Source organism: Ruegeria sp. HKCCD4884 (assembly GCF_013110855.1).
Classification (GTDB): Bacteria; Pseudomonadota; Alphaproteobacteria; order Rhodobacterales; family Rhodobacteraceae; genus Ruegeria.
The window spans coordinates 101,072-121,295 of record NZ_WVRJ01000002.1 but is presented as its reverse complement, the minus strand read 5'-3'; the positions used below and the strand labels follow the sequence as shown (position 1 = coordinate 121,295).

Annotated in this window: 22 protein-coding genes; 13 read left to right on the top strand and 9 right to left on the bottom strand. The window is 58.4% G+C overall.

The window, feature by feature from the left end:
* Positions 1-62 precede the first annotated feature (62 nt).
* The 6 genes from GS636_RS03000 to GS636_RS02975 all read left to right on the top strand — a co-directional run bounded on the left by GS636_RS03000 (position 63) and on the right by GS636_RS02975 (position 4,583).
* On the top strand, positions 63-767 hold the full coding sequence (locus GS636_RS03000) for an endonuclease/exonuclease/phosphatase family protein (RefSeq protein ID WP_171090504.1): 705 nt from the start codon (positions 63-65) through the stop codon (positions 765-767).
* 83 nt (positions 768-850) lie between these two features.
* Positions 851-1,264, top strand: coding sequence for a Fur family transcriptional regulator (locus GS636_RS02995; protein ID WP_171090502.1), 414 nt, complete (start codon positions 851-853; stop codon positions 1,262-1,264).
* A 134-nt stretch (positions 1,265-1,398) separates the two neighbouring features.
* Positions 1,399-2,277 (top strand): DMT family transporter, encoded by an 879-nt coding sequence (locus GS636_RS02990; RefSeq protein WP_171668396.1) that lies wholly within the window; start codon positions 1,399-1,401, stop codon positions 2,275-2,277.
* 135 nt (positions 2,278-2,412) lie between these two features.
* Positions 2,413-3,690, top strand: a complete 1,278-nt coding sequence (eno, locus tag GS636_RS02985; protein ID WP_171668395.1) for a phosphopyruvate hydratase — start codon at positions 2,413-2,415, stop codon at positions 3,688-3,690.
* Positions 3,691-3,738: 48 nt separating this feature from the next.
* Complete coding sequence (locus GS636_RS02980) at positions 3,739-4,278, top strand: GNAT family N-acetyltransferase (RefSeq protein ID WP_171668394.1); 540 nt, start codon at positions 3,739-3,741, stop codon at positions 4,276-4,278.
* Between the two features lie 140 nt (positions 4,279-4,418).
* Positions 4,419-4,583, top strand: coding sequence for a hypothetical protein (locus GS636_RS02975; RefSeq protein WP_171183540.1), 165 nt, complete (start codon positions 4,419-4,421; stop codon positions 4,581-4,583).
* On the opposite strand, the gene GS636_RS02970 is transcribed toward GS636_RS02975, so the two are convergent.
* The 3 genes from GS636_RS02970 to mazG form a co-directional block, all read right to left on the bottom strand.
* Positions 4,580-5,029 (bottom strand): N-acetyltransferase, encoded by a 450-nt coding sequence (locus tag GS636_RS02970; protein ID WP_171090492.1) that lies wholly within the window; start codon positions 5,027-5,029, stop codon positions 4,580-4,582. The two genes, GS636_RS02975 and GS636_RS02970, sit on opposite strands and share 4 nt — an antisense overlap.
* The gene (locus GS636_RS02965; RefSeq protein WP_171668393.1) at positions 5,026-5,967 is read right to left on the bottom strand and encodes a nucleoside hydrolase; all 942 of its coding nucleotides are present in this window, start codon (positions 5,965-5,967) and stop codon (positions 5,026-5,028) included. Before GS636_RS02965 ends, GS636_RS02970 begins: the two co-directional genes overlap by 4 nt.
* Positions 5,968-6,028: 61 nt before the next feature.
* A complete protein-coding gene (gene mazG / locus GS636_RS02960; protein ID WP_171668634.1) occupies positions 6,029-6,886 on the bottom strand; it encodes a nucleoside triphosphate pyrophosphohydrolase in 858 nt (285 codons plus the stop codon).
* A 66-nt stretch (positions 6,887-6,952) separates the two neighbouring features.
* On the opposite strand from mazG, the gene GS636_RS02955 reads away from it, so the two are divergent.
* The 4 genes from GS636_RS02955 to GS636_RS02940 all read left to right on the top strand — a co-directional run bounded on the left by GS636_RS02955 (position 6,953) and on the right by GS636_RS02940 (position 10,607).
* Entirely contained in the window at positions 6,953-8,116 is a 1,164-nt protein-coding gene (locus tag GS636_RS02955; protein WP_171668392.1) for a M20 aminoacylase family protein, read from the top strand.
* A gap of 12 nt (positions 8,117-8,128) precedes the next feature.
* Complete coding sequence (speB, locus tag GS636_RS02950; RefSeq protein ID WP_171090487.1) at positions 8,129-9,103, top strand: agmatinase; 975 nt, start codon at positions 8,129-8,131, stop codon at positions 9,101-9,103.
* A gap of 88 nt (positions 9,104-9,191) precedes the next feature.
* The gene (gene speB / locus GS636_RS02945; protein WP_171183532.1) at positions 9,192-10,139 is read left to right on the top strand and encodes an agmatinase; all 948 of its coding nucleotides are present in this window, start codon (positions 9,192-9,194) and stop codon (positions 10,137-10,139) included.
* Between the two features lie 66 nt (positions 10,140-10,205).
* Entirely contained in the window at positions 10,206-10,607 is a 402-nt protein-coding gene (locus GS636_RS02940) for a DUF1499 domain-containing protein (protein ID WP_171183530.1), read from the top strand.
* A 15-nt stretch (positions 10,608-10,622) separates the two neighbouring features.
* On the opposite strand, the gene GS636_RS02935 is transcribed toward GS636_RS02940, so the two are convergent.
* Complete coding sequence (locus GS636_RS02935; RefSeq protein WP_171090481.1) at positions 10,623-10,904, bottom strand: hypothetical protein; 282 nt, start codon at positions 10,902-10,904, stop codon at positions 10,623-10,625.
* Between the two features lie 62 nt (positions 10,905-10,966).
* On the opposite strand from GS636_RS02935, the gene prfA reads away from it, so the two are divergent.
* The 3 genes from prfA to GS636_RS02920 all read left to right on the top strand — a co-directional run bounded on the left by prfA (position 10,967) and on the right by GS636_RS02920 (position 13,684).
* Entirely contained in the window at positions 10,967-12,022 is a 1,056-nt protein-coding gene (gene prfA, locus GS636_RS02930) for a peptide chain release factor 1 (protein ID WP_171091177.1), read from the top strand.
* Complete coding sequence (prmC, locus tag GS636_RS02925; protein ID WP_171668391.1) at positions 12,019-12,864, top strand: peptide chain release factor N(5)-glutamine methyltransferase; 846 nt, start codon at positions 12,019-12,021, stop codon at positions 12,862-12,864. Before prfA ends, prmC begins: the two co-directional genes overlap by 4 nt.
* A 241-nt stretch (positions 12,865-13,105) precedes the next feature.
* The gene (locus GS636_RS02920; RefSeq protein ID WP_171090477.1) at positions 13,106-13,684 is read left to right on the top strand and encodes a DUF4167 domain-containing protein; all 579 of its coding nucleotides are present in this window, start codon (positions 13,106-13,108) and stop codon (positions 13,682-13,684) included.
* 52 nt (positions 13,685-13,736) lie between these two features.
* Here the strand turns inward: GS636_RS02920 and rsmA are convergent, their stop codons facing one another.
* The 5 genes from rsmA to lptG all read right to left on the bottom strand — a co-directional run bounded on the left by rsmA (position 13,737) and on the right by lptG (position 20,126).
* Positions 13,737-14,579, bottom strand: coding sequence for a 16S rRNA (adenine(1518)-N(6)/adenine(1519)-N(6))-dimethyltransferase RsmA (gene rsmA / locus GS636_RS02915; RefSeq protein ID WP_171668390.1), 843 nt, complete (start codon positions 14,577-14,579; stop codon positions 13,737-13,739).
* Positions 14,580-14,663: 84 nt separating this feature from the next.
* Positions 14,664-15,629 carry a 4-hydroxythreonine-4-phosphate dehydrogenase PdxA gene (pdxA, locus tag GS636_RS02910; RefSeq protein ID WP_171668389.1) on the bottom strand — a complete coding sequence of 322 codons (966 nt, stop codon included), beginning with the start codon at positions 15,627-15,629 and terminating at the stop codon, positions 14,664-14,666.
* Positions 15,626-16,879, bottom strand: a complete 1,254-nt coding sequence (locus GS636_RS02905) for a peptidylprolyl isomerase (RefSeq protein WP_171668388.1) — start codon at positions 16,877-16,879, stop codon at positions 15,626-15,628. Before GS636_RS02905 ends, pdxA begins: the two co-directional genes overlap by 4 nt.
* A complete protein-coding gene (locus GS636_RS02900) occupies positions 16,870-19,026 on the bottom strand; it encodes an LPS-assembly protein LptD (protein WP_171668387.1) in 2,157 nt (718 codons plus the stop codon). Before GS636_RS02900 ends, GS636_RS02905 begins: the two co-directional genes overlap by 10 nt.
* A complete protein-coding gene (gene lptG, locus GS636_RS02895) occupies positions 19,026-20,126 on the bottom strand; it encodes an LPS export ABC transporter permease LptG (protein WP_171668386.1) in 1,101 nt (366 codons plus the stop codon). Before lptG ends, GS636_RS02900 begins: the two co-directional genes overlap by 1 nt.
* Between the last annotated feature and the right edge of the window lie 98 nt (positions 20,127-20,224).

Sequence of the window (20,224 nt, the reverse complement as noted above, 5' to 3'; positions counted from 1 at the left end):
AGAGGGGTTGCGCACCGCGCCAGAGGTGGCACATTGGGCGCAAGCCCATTGGTCAAGCCCTTATGAAACCGTCTTCAACCCTACGTATCGCCAGCTATAACATTCAAAAATGCCTCGGGCTGGATTTCCGGCGTCAACCGCAGCGCATCCTGCAGGTCATCGAACACATGCGGGCTGACATCGTAGTGTTGCAAGAGGCTGACAAACGCCTGCCGCCCCGCCCGGCGGCCCTGCCGCATTTCATGCTGGACGAGGCCGGTTGGCAGATCGTCGATCTGGGCGGGGCCGGAAGCCTTGGGTGGCATGGCAATGCGGTCATCTGGCGTGGTGACGGCATTGCAGTCCGGCAAACAGGGCATCACGAATTGCCGGGGTTAGAGCCGCGCGGGGCTGTCCGGGTCGAGTTTGACACTCAAATCGGGCCGCTGCGGGTGATGGGGATGCATCTTGGGCTGCTGCCCGCATCCCGTCGGCAACAGATTTCGCATATCCGGCGCTGTGACGACGATCTTGACCAGATGCCAACTGTCTGGGCCGGGGACTTCAATGAATGGTCACGACAACCGGTTCTGGACCATCTGGCCCCCGAAATGCGCTTTCTACCGCCTCGCCCCAGCTTTCCCGCAGCCCAACCTCTGGGCGCGCTGGACCGGATCGCGCTGGGCGCAGGGGTGCAGGCCACTGCACATGGGGTTCACGACGCGCGCCCGGCGCATATCGCATCGGATCATCTGCCCGTTTGGGCCGATCTGACACGTGCCGCATAAGATCAGCGGAAAAGCGGAAAACCCTGTGGCGCAAACGGCGCAGACATACTAAGACAGAGACCCGAGCAAGTCTGAGGGGCATCATGTCGGATACGATTATTGGGCGTTGTGAGGCCAAGGGCCTGCGCATGACCGGTCAAAGAAGGATCATCGCGCAGGTATTGGAGCAAAGCGACGACCATCCGGATGTCGAAGAACTTTATGCACGTGCTTCTGCCGTCGACAAAGGTATCTCGATCGCGACGGTCTATCGGACGGTCAAACTGTTTGAAGAGGCCGGGATTCTGGAACGTCTGGAATTCGGCGACGGCCGCGCGCGGTATGAAGATGCCGAGCGTGATCACCATGACCACCTGATCGACATGCAATCGGGCGAGGTTATCGAATTCGTCGACCCCGAAATCGAAGCCCTTCAGGAAAAAATCGCGGCAAAACTGGGATATAAGCTGAAAGGTCATCGGCTGGAACTGTACGGCGTGCCGCTGGAACAGGACTGATCCATCACGAAACGCGATTGATTAACCCACGTTAATTCATCAAGCGTGACGGGAATTTGTCTTGCCCACGACCGTCGCATCAGGTTGTTGTGCGCAATAGGCACCGGATGTGCCCTTTTCCTGTGGACGCGCAAATGAACAACGTAAACGGCATTCTGCTGCTCATAGGGTCGATGGCGGCCTTTGCACTTGAAGATATGTTCATCAAGGTCTTGTCGGTCTCTGTGCCGACTGGGCAGATCATGGTGTTCCTCGGTCTGGTCTGCGGGTTCGCGTTCGCGGTTTTGTCGCTGGTCTCGCGTAAGCGGATTTTTGATCCGGTGGCCTGGCAATTACTGCCAATGGTACGCGCGGCAACCGAAGGGATCGGGGCGGTGACCTTTGTGACAGCACTGTCTTTGATTGATCTGTCCACGGTCGCCGCCGTGTTTCAGGCCATGCCCCTTGCTGTCACCATGGGGGCGGCCCTGTTTCTGGGTGAACAGGTCGGCTGGCGGCGCTGGAGCGCCATTGGTGTTGGCTTCGTCGGTGTTCTGATGATCATTCGCCCCGGTCTGGAAGGGTTTCAGCCCGAGTCGCTGTTTGTGGTTTTGACCGTCATTGCAATTGCCGCGCGGGATTTGATCACGCGTAAGCTGGACGTGCGGGTGGCCTCGACCGTTGTAGCAATGCAGGCCTATATCGCCGTTGCGCTGGCCGGGGGACTTTTGATGGCGATGTCTGGTGCATCCTTCACACCACTTCAGGATGGACAAGCCCTGCCATATTTAGGCGCCGTAGGGTTTGGCGTGATTGGGTACTACGGCATTGTTACTGCAATGCGTGTGGGCGAAGCGTCGGCTCTTATGCCGTTCCGCTATACACGTCTGGTGTTTTCGATCCTTGCGGGGATGCTGATGTTTGGTGAGCGGCCAGATGTCCTGACAATGGCGGGCGCGACCCTTATCATCGGGTCCGGCCTGTACACCTTTGTCCGCGAACGACGATTGGCCCGCGAACTTGTCCCAGCCTGATCTTGTTGGCGCAAACAGAAAACTGTTAGCCCTAAAGGGCCGTAAATATGCGTGTTAGCGTTAACGGAAACGGTTTACTTTTGGGCCGGTGCTGCTATGACGCGTGCAACGACTGCAGCCATAGGGACAGGCCTCATGAGCACTATAATCGACATCCACGCACGCGAAATTCTGGACAGCCGGGGCAACCCCACGGTTGAAGTCGACGTCATTCTGGAAGACGGCACCATGGGCCGTGCTGCCGTGCCGTCCGGCGCATCAACCGGTGCCTATGAGGCAGTTGAAAAGCGCGACGGTGACAAAGCGCGTTACATGGGCAAGGGCGTGCTTGAAGCCGTCGCCGCCGTAAACGGTGAGATCGCCGAAGAACTGGTAGGTTTCGACGCGACCGAACAGGTGGCCATCGATCAGGCGATGATCGAGCTGGACGGGACCGAAAACAAGGGCCGTTTGGGTGCAAACGCCATTCTGGGTGTTTCGCTGGCAACGGCTAAGGCAGCGGCGGATTTCACCACACAGCCGCTGTATCGCTATGTGGGTGGCACCTCGGCCCGCGTTCTGCCTGTGCCGATGATGAACATCATCAACGGCGGTGAGCACGCGGATAACCCGATCGACATTCAGGAATTCATGATCATGCCGACCTCGGCCGCGAACATCCGCGAGGCGGTGCGCATGGGGTCCGAGGTGTTTCATACACTGAAGAAAGAGCTCTCGGCAGCTGGTCTGGCCACCGGTGTCGGTGATGAGGGTGGCTTTGCCCCCAACATCGCCTCGACCCGCGAAGCGCTGGATTTCATCCTGAAGTCCATCGAAAAAGCGGGTTACAAACCGGGTGAGGAAATTCACCTGGCGCTGGATTGCGCCGCGACTGAATACTTCAAAGACGGCCAATACGTTCTGGCAGGCGAGGGTATCTCACTGTCGTCCGAAGAAAATGCAGCCTATCTGGCGGCGCTGGTCAATGACTATCCGATCATCTCGATCGAAGACGGCATGTCCGAAGATGACTGGGACGGTTGGAAAGCCCTGACCGATGCCATCGGCGACAAGGTGCAGCTGGTGGGTGACGACCTGTTCGTGACCAACCCCGCACGTCTGGCCGAAGGGATCGAACGCGGCTGCGCGAACTCGATGCTGGTCAAGGTGAACCAGATCGGTTCGCTGACCGAAACCCTGCGCGCCGTCGATATGGCACACCGTGCGCGTTACACCAACGTTATGTCCCACCGCTCGGGCGAGACCGAGGACGCCACCATCGCCGATCTGGCTGTGGCGACCAATTGCGGTCAGATCAAAACCGGCTCTCTGGCCCGGTCGGACCGGTTGGCCAAATACAACCAGCTTATCCGTATCGAGGAATCTTTGGGCGAGGTCGCGGAATACGCGGGCGCGTCGATCCTTCGCAAATAACCCGTGTGGTGCTAGGCTGGCCCTTGGGTGCGATCCGGGGGTCACGTCTTGCTGAAGATTATTGAACCAGAAACGCCGGACCAGCTGAACGCGGTTCGGCGTTTGTGTTGGGACTATCGGGATTTCCTGCTGACGCTGGATGAGCGATCTGTCCAGATCGTCCAAACCTTCTACGCCAAGGAAAAATACGCCCGTTTGATGGACACTCTGGCAGCAGATCATGCACCGCCTGACGGCGGACTCAAACTGGCCATGCTTGACGGAGAGCCGATTGGTTGCGGCATGTTTCACACAATTGCGCCGGGTGTGGCCGAAATAAAGCGGGTGTATGTGAGGGATACAGCAAGGGGATCCGGTGCAGGGCGTGCAATCATGCTGTCGCTGATTGAAACCTGTCGGGATCTTGGTTTCGATTACATCCGAATGGACACCGGAAAACCGCTGAAAGCCGCGACTCAATTATACCTGTCTTTAGGGTTCCATCTGCGTGGTGCTTACTCTGAGATTCCAGAAATCGCTCGGGATTATCTGCTCTTTTTTGAAATGCAGCTCACGGAAGTCAAAAAAAGTAAAGATAACGATAATTGAATTTAATCAGCGTTTTACGCGCCGAAATGCCTTATTTTGTCCGCTTTAGATCTGCTTAAATTTTATTATGTGTGAACTTGTTACTAACTATGCCCGCGCTGAATCCCGTAACCTCGGTTCATTACAGAAAGGGGGCTACGATGTCTGTATCAAAATTCCTTCTGATAATCGCCGCAACGTCCATAACCATTCTGTCCGCGTGTGCGGGTCCGGGAACCTACCCAATAACCGGGGAAGAAGTATCGGCGAATGATCCGGTTCAGGACATGAATCCCGCCAATATCTTCCGGGGAGAATCGCGCTAAAGCGCCTTGCTCATCAGCATGTACTTTTCGCGGGGTCTGAACCCGGTACGCAGGTACAGTTTCTGAGCGGCCTCATTGGTTCTGTCCACTTCAAGATGAAGCGCGGTCAGACCCGCTCCGGCCAATGCCTTGGGAAGATCCAGCAAAACCTCGGTGGCGATGCCACGGCCGCGGACGGCAGGGCGGATATAGATTTCGTCTACGAACCCGTCCATGCCACCGAACTCGACTGACCAGCCGAAGGTTAGGATGATATAGCCCAACGGCGCGCGTCCCGGGCCAATCAGGTAGACACAGCCATGGGGGATGCCTTCCAGCAAGGGGGCAAGGGCATTTCGGGTTTTGTCAGCGTCCTGTTCGATCCGCGCCTCGGCATGAAACGCAGTGACCAGCGCCATCAGACGATCCAGATCTTCGGGGCGCGCAAGGCGCAGAGCGGCGCTCATAGTCGGGCCAGCCTTTCTGTCAGCAGGGCAAAAAAGCCATCCGCGTCGAGGTCGCCGACAAACAGCGCATTAGGTGCACGTTCGGTCACGCCCCACCAATCGGCGACGGTCATGCCCATGGTCAGTTCCGACCGGGTCTCAACCTCGACATTTACATGACGGCCCGAGAACAATTCGGGCCGGATCAGATAAGCGGTTACGCAGGGGTCATGCAAAGGTGCGCCCGCGCTGCCGTATTTTTCCTTGTCGAAGCGTTCAAAAAAGTCGGTCATTTCCGCCACTGCAATGCCGACCTTGTTTCCCAATGCCCGGAATGCATCATTGCGGGGTTTGGTGACCAGCGCTTTGTGCGTGACATCCAAGGGCATGACCACGATGGGCCTGCCGGATCTGAAAACAATATCAGCGGCTTCCGGGTCGACGTGGATGTTGAATTCGGCTGTGGGGGTGATGTTGCCCACTTCGAAATAAGCGCCCCCCATCAGCACGATCTCCTGCACCCGATCGACGATGTCAGGGGCCTTGCGGAATGCCATGGCGATGTTGGTCAGCGGCCCCAACGGGCAAAGGGTCACGGTGCCCGAGTCATGTTTGCGCAGTGTCTCGATGATGAAATCAACCGCATGTCCGTCTGCCAGCGGCATTTCAGGGTCCGGCAGAACGGGCCCGTCCAACCCGGTTTTACCATGTACATGTTCTGCCGTGACCAGAGGGCGGATCAGGGGGCGATCACAACCCGCATAGACAGGAACACCAGTCTGCCCCGCCAGTTCGCAGACAATCCGAGCGTTCTTGGCGGTCAACGCCAGAGGAACGTTTCCGGCAACGGCAGTGATGCCCAGAACCTCGATCTCATCCGGGCTGGCCAGGGCCAGCAGGATGGCGACGGCGTCGTCTTGTCCGGGGTCGGTGTCGATGATGATTTTGCGCGGTGCCATTGTGCCTCCGGGGTCTTGAAGCGCGGACACTCGCAAGTGTCACCGCACTTGTCCAGCAGTTTCAGGCCCCGGTCGGCGCGTCCACCGGCGGGAGTTTGCCATTGGCGCGATGTTCCTCGGTTTTGACCTCGTCCCAGAGCGCATCCATCTCGGCCAGATCGCTTTGGGCGGGGGTTTTGCCCCTCTCGGCCAGACGGGCTTCGACCTGTTCAAAGCGGCGGGTGAACTTGGCATTGGTGCGGCGCAGGGCGGCCTCGGGTTCGATACCCAGATGGCGACCAAGATTGACCATCACAAACAGCAGATCGCCAAATTCGTCCTCAAGCGCATCGGCGTCCATCCTGTCGCGCGCTTCTTCCAATTCGGCCGCTTCTTCTGTGATCTTGGCCAACACATGGCTGGCATCGGGCCAGTCAAAGCCAACGCGGGCAGCGCGTTTTTGCAGTTTGTGCGCGCGCAGCAGGGCGGGCAGGTTCGCCGCGACACCGTCCAACGCGCCTTTCTGTTCCTTGCCCGCACGCTCGGCGGCCTTGATTGCTTCCCAATCCTTGGTCTGCTGATCGGCTGACTTGTCGCGGGATTCGTCACCAAACACATGCGGATGGCGGCTGACCATCTTGTCCGACATGGTTCGAACCACGTCTTGAAAGGTGAAATGCCCGGCCTCTTCAGCCATTTGCGCGTGAAAGACAGATTGGAACAGAAGATCGCCCAGTTCTCCTTTCAGCTCATCATAAGCCTCGCGCTCAATGGCGTCGGCGACTTCATACGCCTCTTCAATCGTATAGGGTGCGATGGTCGCGAAATCCTGCTCGATATCCCACGGGCAGCCACTTTGCGGGTCGCGCAGGCGGCGCATGATTTCCAGCAAACGCTCGATACCAGCGTCGCTGTCGTGGATCAGAGGATTTTCGGCCATTGCGAACCCTTTCGTTCCGGTGTCAGATGCATCCATTCCGCAGTCCCGATCAGGAGTCCACCCCAGATGCCCGTCGTCAACCGAATTGCCGATTTCTCAGCCGATATGTCCGCATGGCGGCAGCATTTGCACACGATCCCTGAATTGGAGTTCGAGTGCTATGAGACGGCCGCCTTTGTGGCCGAGCGTCTGCGCGAGTTCGGGGTGGATGAACTGCATGAAGGCATCGCCAAGACCGGAATGGTTGCGATCATCAACGGGCAGGAGGATGGCCCGACCATCGGCCTGCGCGCGGACATGGACGCTTTGCCCATCGCCGAGGAAACCGGGGTGGAGTACACGTCGACACATCCGGGCAAGATGCATGCCTGTGGCCACGACGGGCATACGACGATGCTGCTTGGGGCTGCGCGCTATCTGGCCGAGACGCGGAATTTCCGTGGCCGCGTCGCGCTGATCTTTCAGCCTGCCGAGGAAGAAGGTGGCGGTGCTGGCGTGATGGTGGAAGAGGGCATCATGGAGAGGTTCGACATTTCGCAGGTCTATGCGCTGCACAACGCGCCGGGTTTTGCAGAAGGGGCATTTTATACCACGCCCGGGCCGATCATGGCGGCGGTTGATACGTTCGAGGTACATATCCAAGGTGTCGGTGGCCACGGTGCCATGCCGCATGAGACGCGCGACCCTGTGATGGCGGCCTGTGGTATCGCGCAAGCTATTCAGACGATTGTCAGCCGCAACCACTATGCCTTGGACGATCTGGTGGTCTCGGTCACGCAAATCCATTCGGGTACGGTCAATAACGTGATTCCCGACACGGCTTATATCAATGGAACGGTACGCACGTTCGATCCGGCTGTGCAGAAAATGGTGATGGAGCGAATGGAGCAGATCGTACAGGGGCAAGCGGCGTCTTATGGGGTTGAGGCAAGACTGGATTATGACGTCAACTATCCCGCAACGATCAATGATGCCGAAAAAGCCAACTTCGCTGCTGACGTGGCACGTGAGGTCGCGGGCGAGAATCGGGTGATCGCCAACGCAGGCCGCGAAATGGGGGCCGAGGATTTCTCGTACATGCTTCAAGAACGGCCCGGCGCGTATCTGTTCTTGGGGCAAGGCGAGGGGGCAGGGCTGCACCATCCCAAGTACAACTTCAACGACGATATCGCACCGGTCGGCGCGTCCTTTTTCGTACGTATCGTGGAAAAGGCGCAGCCGTTGGGCTGATGGGGTAAACAGATGGCACTGGAAGACGCAAAAAACCAGGTGGACGAGGCGTTCACCAATCCGGACCTTAAAGGGTTGTCTTATGAAAACACCTTTGGCGGGGCGACCTCGTTCCTGCGACGGCTGTACACCAAAGATCTAAGCGGCGTAGACATCGCGGTGACCGGGGTGCCCTTTGATCAGGCCGTCACCAATCGCCCCGGCACGCGCCTTGGCCCGCGTGCGATCCGCGAGGCCAGCGCCCTGCAATCGCCTGACGCGCCTTATGGATGGCCTTTTGATGCCCTCAGCGAACTGGCCATCGTGGACTACGGAGACATGGCGTATGACTATGCCAATATCCCGGCTTTTCCCGACACCCTAACCGATCACATTCGCACCATTCTGGCGGCTGACGTGGCCTCGGTCACGCTGGGCGGGGACCATTATATCAGCTTCCCGATCCTGAAAGCCTATGCCGAGAAATACGGACCCATGTCATTGCTGCAATTTGATGCGCATACAGACACTTGGGCCGATGATGACATGTCCCGCGTTGATCACGGGACAATGTTCTACAAGGCGGTGAAGTCGGGGATTGTGGACCCGAAACGCTCGGTCCAGGTGGGTATTCGCACCACCAATGAGGACACACTGGGCGTCAACATAATCGACGCGCGTGAGGTTTATGAATCCGGCCCTGCGGCGGTCGCACAGAAGATCAAGGGTATACTGGGTAACAGCCCAGTCTATCTGAGTTTCGACATCGACGGGTTGGACCCAGCCTTTGCGCCGGGTACCGGCACGCCGGTTTGGGGCGGGTTAAGTTCCATTCAGGCACAGATCATCCTGCGCGACATTGCCGGTATCAACATCAAGGGCGGAGACGTAGTCGAGGTCTCTCCGCCCTTTGACACATCCGGCGCAACGGCGATTGCCGGGGCGCATGTGGCGACGCAGATCATCTGTCTGCTGGGATGGGATAAGCTGGCCAAAGCGAAAGAGTAAACCTGTTTGGGTACCCGTTAACTTCTGGTTAGCCATACTTCCGGTATGTGCTGGAAGACGTAAAAAAAAAGGATGGGGCGGCACGCGCATGACAGAATTCAACCAACCGGTCAGCGGCAATGACTTGGCGCGTTTCTCGGGGCCGAACACGTTTATGCGCCTTCCACAGGCCGCGTCACTGGCGGGGCTGGACGTGGCGGTGCTTGGCATTCCGATGGATATCGGCACCTCGTGGCGGTCGGGCACTCGGTTTGGCCCGAAACAGATCCGCAGTGAAAGCGCGATGATCCGGCCCTATAATATGGCCACGTCGGCGGCCCCGTTTGACAGCTTGCAGATCGCTGACATCGGGGATCTGGCGATCAATACCTTCTCATTGTCGGACAGCCTGAGGATTATCAAAGAAAGTTATGATGCAATACTGGCAAAGAACGTCATCCCGGTGGCGATGGGGGGTGATCATTCAATCACCTTGCCGATCCTGCGGGCGATTGCCGCCAAGCACGGGCCGGTAGCGCTGGTGCATGTGGATGCCCATGCGGACGTGAATGACGAGATGTTTGGTGAAAAGGAAACCCACGGCACCGTTTTCCGCCGCGCCTACGAAGAAGGGCTGATCGTTCCTGACAAAACCTTTCAGATCGGCATTCGTGGATCAGGCTACGCGGCATCAGACTTTACCGAGGCCAAGGATTGGGGTTTTCGCCAGTTTCCCGCCTGGGAGCTGTGGCAGCAGAACCTGACCCAGATCGGCTCGCAGATTCGCAAGACCATCGGTGAGCATCCGGTTTATATCACCTATGACATCGACAGCCTGGATCCGGCCTTTGCTCCGGGCACCGGCACGCCAGAGATTGCGGGGCTGACGACCCCACAGGCGTTGCAACTGATCCATGCGTTGCAAGGGGTGAACGCGGTGGGCTGTGACCTTGTCGAGGTCTCACCACCATATGACCCATCGGGAAACACGGCGCTGACGGCGGCGAACCTGATATATGAGATGCTGTGCATCCTGCCGGGGGTGACGTCGCGGTAAACCGGTGTGGAACGGGTTGTGCAGGCGCTTCATCCGCCTAGGATTTGCCCCAGAGGGTAAAGTGGGATGAAAAAGATGGTTCTTTGGGCAGTGCTCGCGCTTGTGATCGGACTAGGCGCTTATATCCGGCTGGCCCCATCCGACCCTGCGCAATGGAATGTTGCGCCGGTCGCACCCGTGGATCAGGACCTGCCCGGCGGTGTGGTGCGCGTTGTCGAAACCGGCCCCGAAGGTTTGCAGCGTCTGGACCAGATCATCCGCGCCACGCCCCGCACATCGGTTTTGGCAGGGTCTGTCGATGCAGGCATGATCACCTACATCACCCGCACGAAATGGATCGGCTTTCCCGACTACACCACGGTTCAGCAGGACGGCAACTCTCTGCGCGTTCACGGCCGCCTGCGGTTTGGGCGCAAAGATTTTGGCGTGAACAAGGCGCGGGTTGATGGGTGGTTGCAGAAGATGTAATTGAGCGGTGGTGGTTTAAGACGCGTCGTCCGAAGCTGCCTTCCCAAAGGGTTTACTCTGCAACCCTGATGACAAGCACCCTTCCTGAACCTCTCGCCACATGGGAACGTTCAGCGACATTTGACATTGCGCGGTGAACATACGGCCGTCGACCTGCAGGCAGATCATCTCGCCCAACTCGATGCGCGTCCCGGACGTGTCGGTGCAATAGCAATCGCGGGTTTTACCGTCCGGGCCGACGTAATCAGCGAAAACCGGCGTGGATGTCAGCAGTAAAGCAAGCAAAATCCGTTTCATGGTGGCAAGCTTAGCATGACGTTGCCCTTGACCAAAGCCCCCGGATGAGAGACACCGCCCGGATGATCCCCGAAGAACGTCTTGAACAGATCACCCAGCGTTTTCAATACCTCGAAGCAGCCATGGCCGATGGCGCGTCGGGGGGCGATATTGCGACGCTTGCCAAGGAGTATTCCGACCTCAAGCCGGTGGTTGATCAGATCATGGCCTGGCGTCAGCTGGTCGCGGATCTGGCCGAGGCCGAGGCGATGCTGGCCGACCCGGATATGAAAGAACTGGCCGAAGAGGAAATCCCTCAGCTACAGGCCAGTATTCCTGCGGCGGAACAGGCCCTGCAATTGGCGTTGCTGCCAAAAGACGCGGCCGATGCGCGCCCGGCGATGTTGGAAATTCGCCCTGGAACCGGCGGCGATGAGGCCGCTTTGTTCGCAGGCGACCTCTTGCGAATGTATCAACGCTATGCCGAGGCGCGGGACTGGCAGTTTGAGATCATCGAGGAACAAGCGTCGGATTTGGGCGGCATCAAAGAGGTCGTGGCTCATATCAAGGGCGACAATGTCTTTGCCCGGATGAAGTACGAATCCGGCGTGCACCGCGTGCAGCGCGTGCCCGAGACGGAAAGTGGTGGGCGGATTCATACATCGGCTGCGACTGTGGCGGTTCTGCCTGAAGCCGAGGATGTGGACATTCAGATCGACGCAAATGACATCAGAATCGATACGATGCGCAGTTCAGGAGCGGGTGGACAGCACGTCAACACCACCGACTCGGCGGTCCGGATAACGCACCTTCCTACGGGGTTGGTTGTAACGAGTTCTGAGAAGTCTCAGCACCGAAATCGCGAGATTGCCATGCAGGTGCTAAAGACGCGGCTCTATGATCTGGAGCGGCAGCGGATTGACAGCGAACGCTCGGCAGATCGGGCCAGTCAGGTGGGCTCGGGCGACCGTTCGGAACGTATTCGTACCTATAACTTCCCGCAAGGTCGCATGACGGATCACCGCATCAACCTGACGCTCTATAAGCTGGACCAGGTCATGCAGGGCGATCTGGATGAGGTCATCGATGCGCTGACGGCTGATGATCAGGCGCGGCTGCTTGCCGAGATGGCGCAATGACCGGCCTGCAGACAGCGGCACAGGCCATGGTGGCGGCAACGGCCCGTCTGCGGGCGGCTGGCGTGGATGACCCTGCGCGCGATGCGCGCCTGCTGCTGGCCCACGCGGCGCGTATTGAAGCCAGCCGGGTGACGCTGATTGCGCCCGAGGAGTTGCAGCCCGAGATTGCCGAACGTTATGACCAGTTGATCTCGCTTCGCGCCATTCGGGTGCCGGTTTCACATTTGCTGGGCGAACGAGAGTTTTATGGGCGCCGGTTCCGGGTCAGCCGGGATGTTCTGGATCCACGACCCGAAACCGAAACCCTGATCGAAGCGGCCCTGAGCGCGCCGTTTGATCACGTTCTGGATTTGGGGGTCGGCTCGGGTTGCATCCTGATTACGTTGCTGGCCGAACGTGCCAGCGCGTCAGGCGTCGGGGCCGATCTGAGCGAAGCTGCCTGTCTGCAAGCCAGTGCAAATGCGATTGAGCATCAAGTTCAGGGGAGAGTGGATATTGTGCGCTCGGATTGGTTTGAAAACATTGATGGTCAGTTTGACCTTATTGTTTCCAATCCACCTTATATCTCAGTGGACGAAATGGTTGAATTGTCACCAGAGGTCAAAGAGCACGAGCCGCGCATGGCCCTAACCGACGAAGGAGACGGGTTGGGGGCATATCGTCGGATCGCTGCATCAGCCCCCGATTTTCTTCTGCCGGGGGGGCGGATTCTTGTTGAAATAGGCCCAACGCAGGCCAAAAAAGTTGCCGCTTTGTTTGATGCGGCAGGGCTTGTAGATGTTTGTGTGATCCCTGATCTGGATGGGCGCGACCGTGTGGTTGGCGCAAAAATGCCGTGTTGATCGGCAGGATTGCGACCAAAAAGCGCTGCCCGAACCAAAAAACCTGGTGAAAACCCGAGATTCCTCTTGTCTGCGCGGTCAGGACATGCTTACTCAGGATTAGTCGGCGAGGTTGACGCTGTTGCAGCGCACCCCTGACGCCAAGCCCAAAAAAGTCGAGATCCCGTCACGGCAAACGCCTTAGAGCAGTGCAAAACACGGGTGGTTCGACAGCGAATTGACAAGGCTGACGTAGAGAAAGATGAGATCTTCCAAATCCCGCTCGCGGGCCAAGAATAACCGCAATCGTCCCTCCGGCGGCAACGTCGTAAACCGTGTGTTTGACAGCTCGGGCCCCGAGGGCAAAGTGCGTGGCACGCCGCAGCAGATCATTGACAAATACAATCAACTGGCACGTGACGCGCAACTGTCAAACGACCGTGTGGCGGCTGAGAACTTTCAGCAGCATGCCGAGCATTACTTGCGAATGCTGAGCGAAGCGCAGCGCGAAATGGAAGCCCGCCGGGAAGAGCAGGAGCGCCAGAACCGCGAACGCCAGGCCGAACGGGATCGCGAACGCGCCGAACGTCAAGAACGCGAAGCCGCCCGTCAGGCCGACCCGGCCGAAGCGCCGCAGCCGGATGTGATGGATTTCGCAGCCCCCGAGGCCGCTCCTGAAAGCGGGTTGGTTGAAACTCCGGAAAGCAAAGAGGCTGAAGGCTCAGCTCCGGAGAAAAAGGAAAAACCTGCGCGCAAGCCGCGGGCGCGGAAGCCCAAAGCTGCACCGGTAAGCGAAGAGGCCCCGAAAACCGATGGGGACGCACCGGAAGCGGCTGAATAAGCCAAGCAACAGATCGAACAAAAAGCCCCGGTAGAACCGGGGCTTTTTATTTTCAGGTCTTTTGAACTTCGCGGGCCAGTGCGCAGAACGCTTCCAGCGGAACTTGTTCCGCGCGTTCCGTGGGCTGAATCCCTGCCGCCAGCAAACGGTCTTCGATATCGGGGGCTACGCCCTTCAATGAAGCCCGCAGCATTTTGCGGCGTTGATTGAAGGCCGCAGCCACAACACGGGACAGGGTGGCAGCATCGGCGGGATAGCGGGGCTCGGGCAGGGCGGTCAGGTGAACCACGGCGCTGGACACCTTGGGCGGTGGGGTGAACGCGCCCGGGGGCAGCGACATGGCGATGCGCGCGTCAGCCCTCCATTGCGCAAGGATGGCGAGACGGCCGTACGCCTTGCCGCCGGGTTGAGCGACGATACGTTCAGCAACTTCGCGTTGGAACATCAGCGTCAGGCTTTGCCAGAAAGGTGGCCATTCGGGTGGCGTCAGCCAACGGACCAGCAACTCGGTACCCACGTTATAGGGCAGGTTGGCCGCAACGCGGATCGGCGGCGTCAGGTGTTCCAGCGGGTTGATTTCCAGCGCATCACCGTTGATGACCTGAAGCCGTCCGGGATACGCCGCAGCGATGTCGTTCAGGGCAGCGATACAGCGCGTGTCTTTTTCCAGTGCGACGACCTTGCGCGCGCCTTCAGACAAAAGCCCGCGTGTCAAACCGCCGGGGCCAGGGCCGATTTCCAGCACATCACATTCAGTCAGGTCCCCGGCCTGACGGGCGATCTTGGCGGTCAGGTTAAGGTCCAGCAAGAAGTTCTGACCCAATGATTTGCGCGCCGAGAGCTGATGGGTTGCGATGACCTCGCGCAGCGGGGGAAGATTGTCGATAGCGCTCATGATCCGATTACCGTGATGCAAAGGGGCGCAGGTGCGCCAGAGATTTTTTGCCTCCGGCGGAAGTATTTTCAGCCAGGTGAAGGATCAAGAGCTTTTTGCCATGCGTTGAGCGAGCTTCAGGGCCTCGATCAGGCTGGTGGGCGTGGCAATGCCTTTCCCGGCGATGTCCAGCGCTGTGCCGTGATCCGGCGACGTGCGGATAAATGGCAGGCCCAGTGTCACGTTTACGCCACGGTCGAAATCCAAGGTTTTGATCGGGATCAGGGCCTGATCGTGATACATCGCGATCGCCGCATCATAGCGCGCGCGGGCCGCGGCGTGAAACAGCGTATCTGCCGGGTGGGGGCCAGTGAGCGTCGCGCCATCGAGGTTCAGTTCAGCGACAAGCGAGGCAATCCAATCGCCTTCCTCAGTTCCCATTTTGCCGCCTTCGCCCGCATGAGGGTTGAGGCCAGCGATGGCGATGCGCGGGTTGGCGATGCCGAACTGCTTGCGCAGGCCAGCAGCGGTAATCTCGATCGTATCGCGTAGGAGATCCGGGGTCAGGGCTTCTGGAACTTGTGACAACGGAATATGAATTGTAGCAGGCACAACACGCAGTTGATCGCTGGCCAACATCATCACGACCCGTTGCGTTCCAGAAAGGGCGGCGAGAAACTCGGTATGGCCGGGATAGCTGAATCCGGCCCCGTCCATCAGAGCTTTTTTGTGGATGGGCGCTGTGCAAAGCGCCGAGGCGTGTCCTGCTTTCACCAAGTCGACACCGGTTTCGATGGCATCGATCACAGAAGGTGCATTGGCGGGGTCGGGCTGGCCCGGCACATTGGGGACCGGGAAGTCCAGTTGCAGGATGGGCAACGCTTGATCGCAGATCGTCAGGGCCTGCGCGGGATCTTCGATTTCCGCGACCGGAGTCCCAGCAGGCAGATGGCTGGCATCGCCGATATAGAAGAACGAGCAGGAGCCGCGCAGCTCGTCCCAGGCTTTGGCCGCTATTTCGGGACCGATCCCCGCCGGTTCACCACAGCTGAGCGCGATTGGGCGGGTCATTCCTGAACGATAATTGCGTCGGCCCGCAGCTGCTCCACCAGGCTTTCAGCAAAGGCTGTAAGGCGTTGCTGTGCCAGGGCATTGGCCACGTCCGCGCGAGAGGTGTTTTCACCCAGATCACGTGTGCGATTGCACAGCATCAGGAACATCAGCGTTTGACCGTTGTTGCGCGTCAGGTTTGTAGACACCTCGTTGCGGTCCAGCTTGGCCAATTCTACCGCGACATCACGGGGCACCTCGGAAGGGGCGGCGTCGATGCGTTCCAAGACTTCTGGTGGTTGATCCTTGGCGATTCCATAGAGATCATCGCAGGTGTCGATCTCTTCTTTCAGGCTTGTGGCTTGCGACAGCGCGTCGGCATTGCGGCCACCTGGGATGTAGTAGATCGCATAATCCAGCTTTGAGATCGGGGCGGCTGAGGTTGCAACTTCACGCAGGCCGCGCATCTGGAACAAGGCGACAGCATTTGGCAACGAAATGGGATCCGTGACCTCTCCGTTTTGAAGTCCCAGGATTACAGGCTGCAGAGCTGGCGGAAGGTCTGTGATGTTCAGCCAGTCTAACCGTCCGCCCTGATCACGGGTGGCGGCTGCGGAATATTGTGCTGCGGCTGCCGAAAACGCATCAACACCTTCCAGCCGCGAGATTTCCTGAGCCAGCAGTTCGGTCTGCGCAACGGTTTGCTGATTCACCGGGATGATAATTTCGGACAAAAGGACTTGAAGCCCACCGCCCCCGGTCTGCCCAAGGGCTCGGTCGATCTCATCTTCGGTGGGACGCGCCTGAGACAGGTAGCGTGAGCTGATGTAGTCACGCCAAGCCAACTGATCCGCGATGTAATCCCGAACGGTCTCAGGGTCGACGCCTGATTCCCCAAGCAATTGCAGGAATTGTTCCGAGGACAACTGGCCGCGCGACGCAAATTCGTCGATGCCCAGTTGGACGGCCTCGGGGGCAGCTTGCACGCCAGCTTCGCGCATGACCTGTTGGCGCAGCTTTGCATCGATCAGGGCGTCTCGCACGTCGGCTTCGCTGCTGCCGGGCAGGCCCAGTACGTTCAGGAATTGCAGCCGTTGTTCGAGTTCGTACCAGGTAACGATGTCCTGATTGACCCGGATCGCAGGAGAAAACAGGCTTTGCGCCATGGAATGCGTGCCTGCAACTGCGAAAATCGCGGCAGTCAGCGCCGGTGCGACCGGTTTAAGCCAACCGGAACGTAGAAACCTGGAGAAACCTGATATCAACTGCATGTTCTCTTGTATGTCTTGCCACCGCTTTCGACAGAGTACCCTGTCAATGACAGGGTAAAGCCGAATTCTGTCGAAGGCTCAATAGTGGATGTTGAAGTAAAGCGCCGGCTTACAGACATGTTAACCTGCACGCATTCGTTGCGATATGTCACGCCCAGACCCAAACGGATCGGTTCGGATTGGCCCAGATCATAGCGGGCCTGGGCATTCGTCAGCCAGTTCTGATCGACCTGATACCGGCCGACAAGCCAGATTTCCGAGATCTCGTCGACGATATTTTCCGCTGGATCCGGTTCCTGCCAGATGTAACTGCCGGAAATCCTCGCAACCTCGTTTGTCCAGGCACCACGCAGTTCTGCTTTGACAAAACTGAAATCGTTGTCGATCAATCCGCGACCGCCAAGGGACCAGCCATTGTTGGTTTGAATCTGTCCTGCGATCAGCAGATCGGATGAGGTGCCTTGCAAACCCGATGTCAGGGTGAAATTCGGGTCTGCGTCTGCCCGGAATACCTGACCGACGGTGGCCAGCGCCTGCCAGCCGCCTGCGCCGTAACGGGCCCAGTTCAGGCCAACAACACCTGTTGCACCGTCTTCGCGCTGATCTTCCGCTGGGAAACGCGAGAGCGCCAGCAAGTTACCCTGATCGAATTCCTGAAAAGTGCTCTCGTCATTTGGCACGTCTGTGTCCGACACATGCGTCCATCCGATCTGAGCGATGGGCTCAAGGAATTGCACGGCACCTGATTGCTCGCGCCGCGTCATCGGATAGCGCAATGTCAGAGCAGCCCTTGGCGTTGAGCGTGTGACCTGCGAGGGGAAATTGCTGTCATGGCGAATGTTGAACGTGTCGACAGATGCCCCCAGCGTTACGTCGGCGCGCAGGCCCGAAGCGAAGGTCCAGCTGCGCAGCCACTCTGCGTCAAACGTGGCGCGGGCGATGTCTCGGCCAACAATGTCTGCGTCGCTTGTACGTTCATGGGCGTGGCCGATAAAGGCCAGCCGCACTTCGCCGCCCAAAGCACCGGGGAAAAAGCGTTTTTCGTAATTCAAATCGAATACGCGAGACGGAATTTCGTCCTGGTTTTCACTTTCGCGCAGCGTTTTGTAATGGATCAGGCTGGTTTTGAATGCGGTATCTCGCTTGATCCGCTCCAGCGAAAGTTCACTGCGCAAACGGTCCGGATCAGGCAGGCCGTAATCCACAAGATAGGCATCATCCGAGGCGGTTTGCACTTGGAAGGTCAGCCGGTAGTCATTCTTGAGGTTGAACCAGCCATTTGCGAACAGGTAGCCACGATCTTGATCAGGCTGAATGTCATCGCGGGTATAGGCACCATCTAACTGAATACGTCCGTTCACAAAGGCTTGACGGTATCTGTAACCCAACGTTGTCGTGTTGCCTGATACATAAGGTGTCAGCGTCAGGTCCTTGTGGTCCCCCAGCTTGATGAAATACGGAACCTGAACGCCTGTTCCCAATTGTGAGGTACTGCGGATCGAAGGCACCAGAAAGCCTGTCGCGCGGTCAAGCGTGGGATCGGGTAGGCGCAGATAGGGGAAATAGAATACCGGGTAGTCCAGCACCCGAAGCTGCGCGCCTTCGAAATAGAGCTGTTGTTCCAACTGGTCATGGGTGACACGACGGGCCCTAATCTGCCAGAGCGGCGGCTTGCCGTTGGCGCAGACATGGCAGGACGTAGCCGAGACTTTACTGAATTGTGTATAGCGGCCCGCTGCTCGTTTTGCCTGGACCGAAGCAATCTGAACCTGCTGGTCAAACACCATTCGTGCACCGATCAGCAAACCGTTTTGAATGCCACTGTCGAGCTGTCCAGAGTCCGCCAGCAGCGTTGTCTGACCGCCCTGATCGATACGGATGGGGCCTTCCAGTGTCAGCTGACCGGTTTCACGGTCATAAGTCACACGCTGAGCGGACAGCTTGATGTCGCCCTGAAAAGCCTCGACATTGCCTTCAGCCACCAGTTTGCGTTCAGGCGTGATGAAAACCTTGTCGGCGACCAGCAGGGCGGGCTCTTCCTGCGTTTCTGCGCCCTGAGGCTGTGCAGGTGTCGATTGGGCCACAAGGGTTGCCGGGGCGGACAAAGCCAGCGCGCTGGTCAGCAACAGGGGAACAAAGCGCCGCATCAGCCGTCCTCCGCATGAAGCAGCAGGCCAAGAGACAGCAAAATGGCGGCAAAGGGCGGTGCCCAGGCAGCAATGTAAGTGGGCAATTGTCCGTTTTCCCCGAGGATTTGCGCAAAGTTGCGGACGAAGTAGATGGCAAAGCCAAGCAGAACCGCTGTCAGCACCGCAATACCCGTTCCGCCAAAGCGGACGTGACGCATGGTAAAGGCTGCTCCGATCAGGACCATCGAGACCAGAAAGAAGGGGCGTGCCAGTTGCACTTGCAGCCAGACCTCATACTGTTTGGTCGAAAAGCCTGCTTCGCGCAGATCCGCGATCAGTTGCGGCAGGTCGTAAACCGAAACGGAATCTTGTTGTCCCAGCGTGTCGAGAATGCGCTGGCGGGTTAGCGAAGTTGGAAGGTCCAGGCGGTCATGAACAACGGCGTTGGTTTCGGGGTTCCCACCGTCTTGCATGGACCAGATCTTGGCGTTGGAAAGAATCCACCGGCCATCCTCCAGATCGGCCCGGTCGGCAATGATCTGTTGGGTTGGCTTTCCATCGCGTGCAAATGTGATCACTGTCACGTCGTCCAGCCCCAGCGTGTCGCCGTTTGAGGTGCCCCGCGCGTGGATCACCGCTTGTCCGTTTTCCGCCGATTGGCGCAGCCACAACCCTTCACTGCTGATCGACAGGGCAGAGCTGCCATTGTTGCGATAGGAATCGGACAGGCGCTGGAACTCTTCCGAGGTGGCAGCGGCGATTGGGTTCAGCAATGCCACGGCCAGCACACCGATGGTGAGTGCAAGAAGGACAGGCGCCACCAAAGCGCGGATGCCCGAGCGGCCGGTGGCACGTGTCACCACAAGCTCTGAGGTGCGCGCAAGCCCTACGAAAAGGGCGATGGTCGACAAAATGACCAGCAGCGGTAGCATTTCGCTGATCGCGGCCGGTGTGTTGAGCAGTGTAAGTTGCAACAACTGACCGAAAGACAGGTCATAATCGTCAAACCGGCGAATCTGTTCGATCAGATCGATAAGAATCATCAGTGTTAGGAAAATGCCGCCAATGACCAGAAAACTCTGCATGAAACGTCGGGCGAAGTAGCGGTCGAGGATCACAGGCGCGCCCCCGCAAAGCTTGCAACACGGGCGTTCGGGCCGCTTGCGCGCGCGCAGAATGTTCTGCGCAACGGCTTATGCCTGCCCTCTCGTGCCAC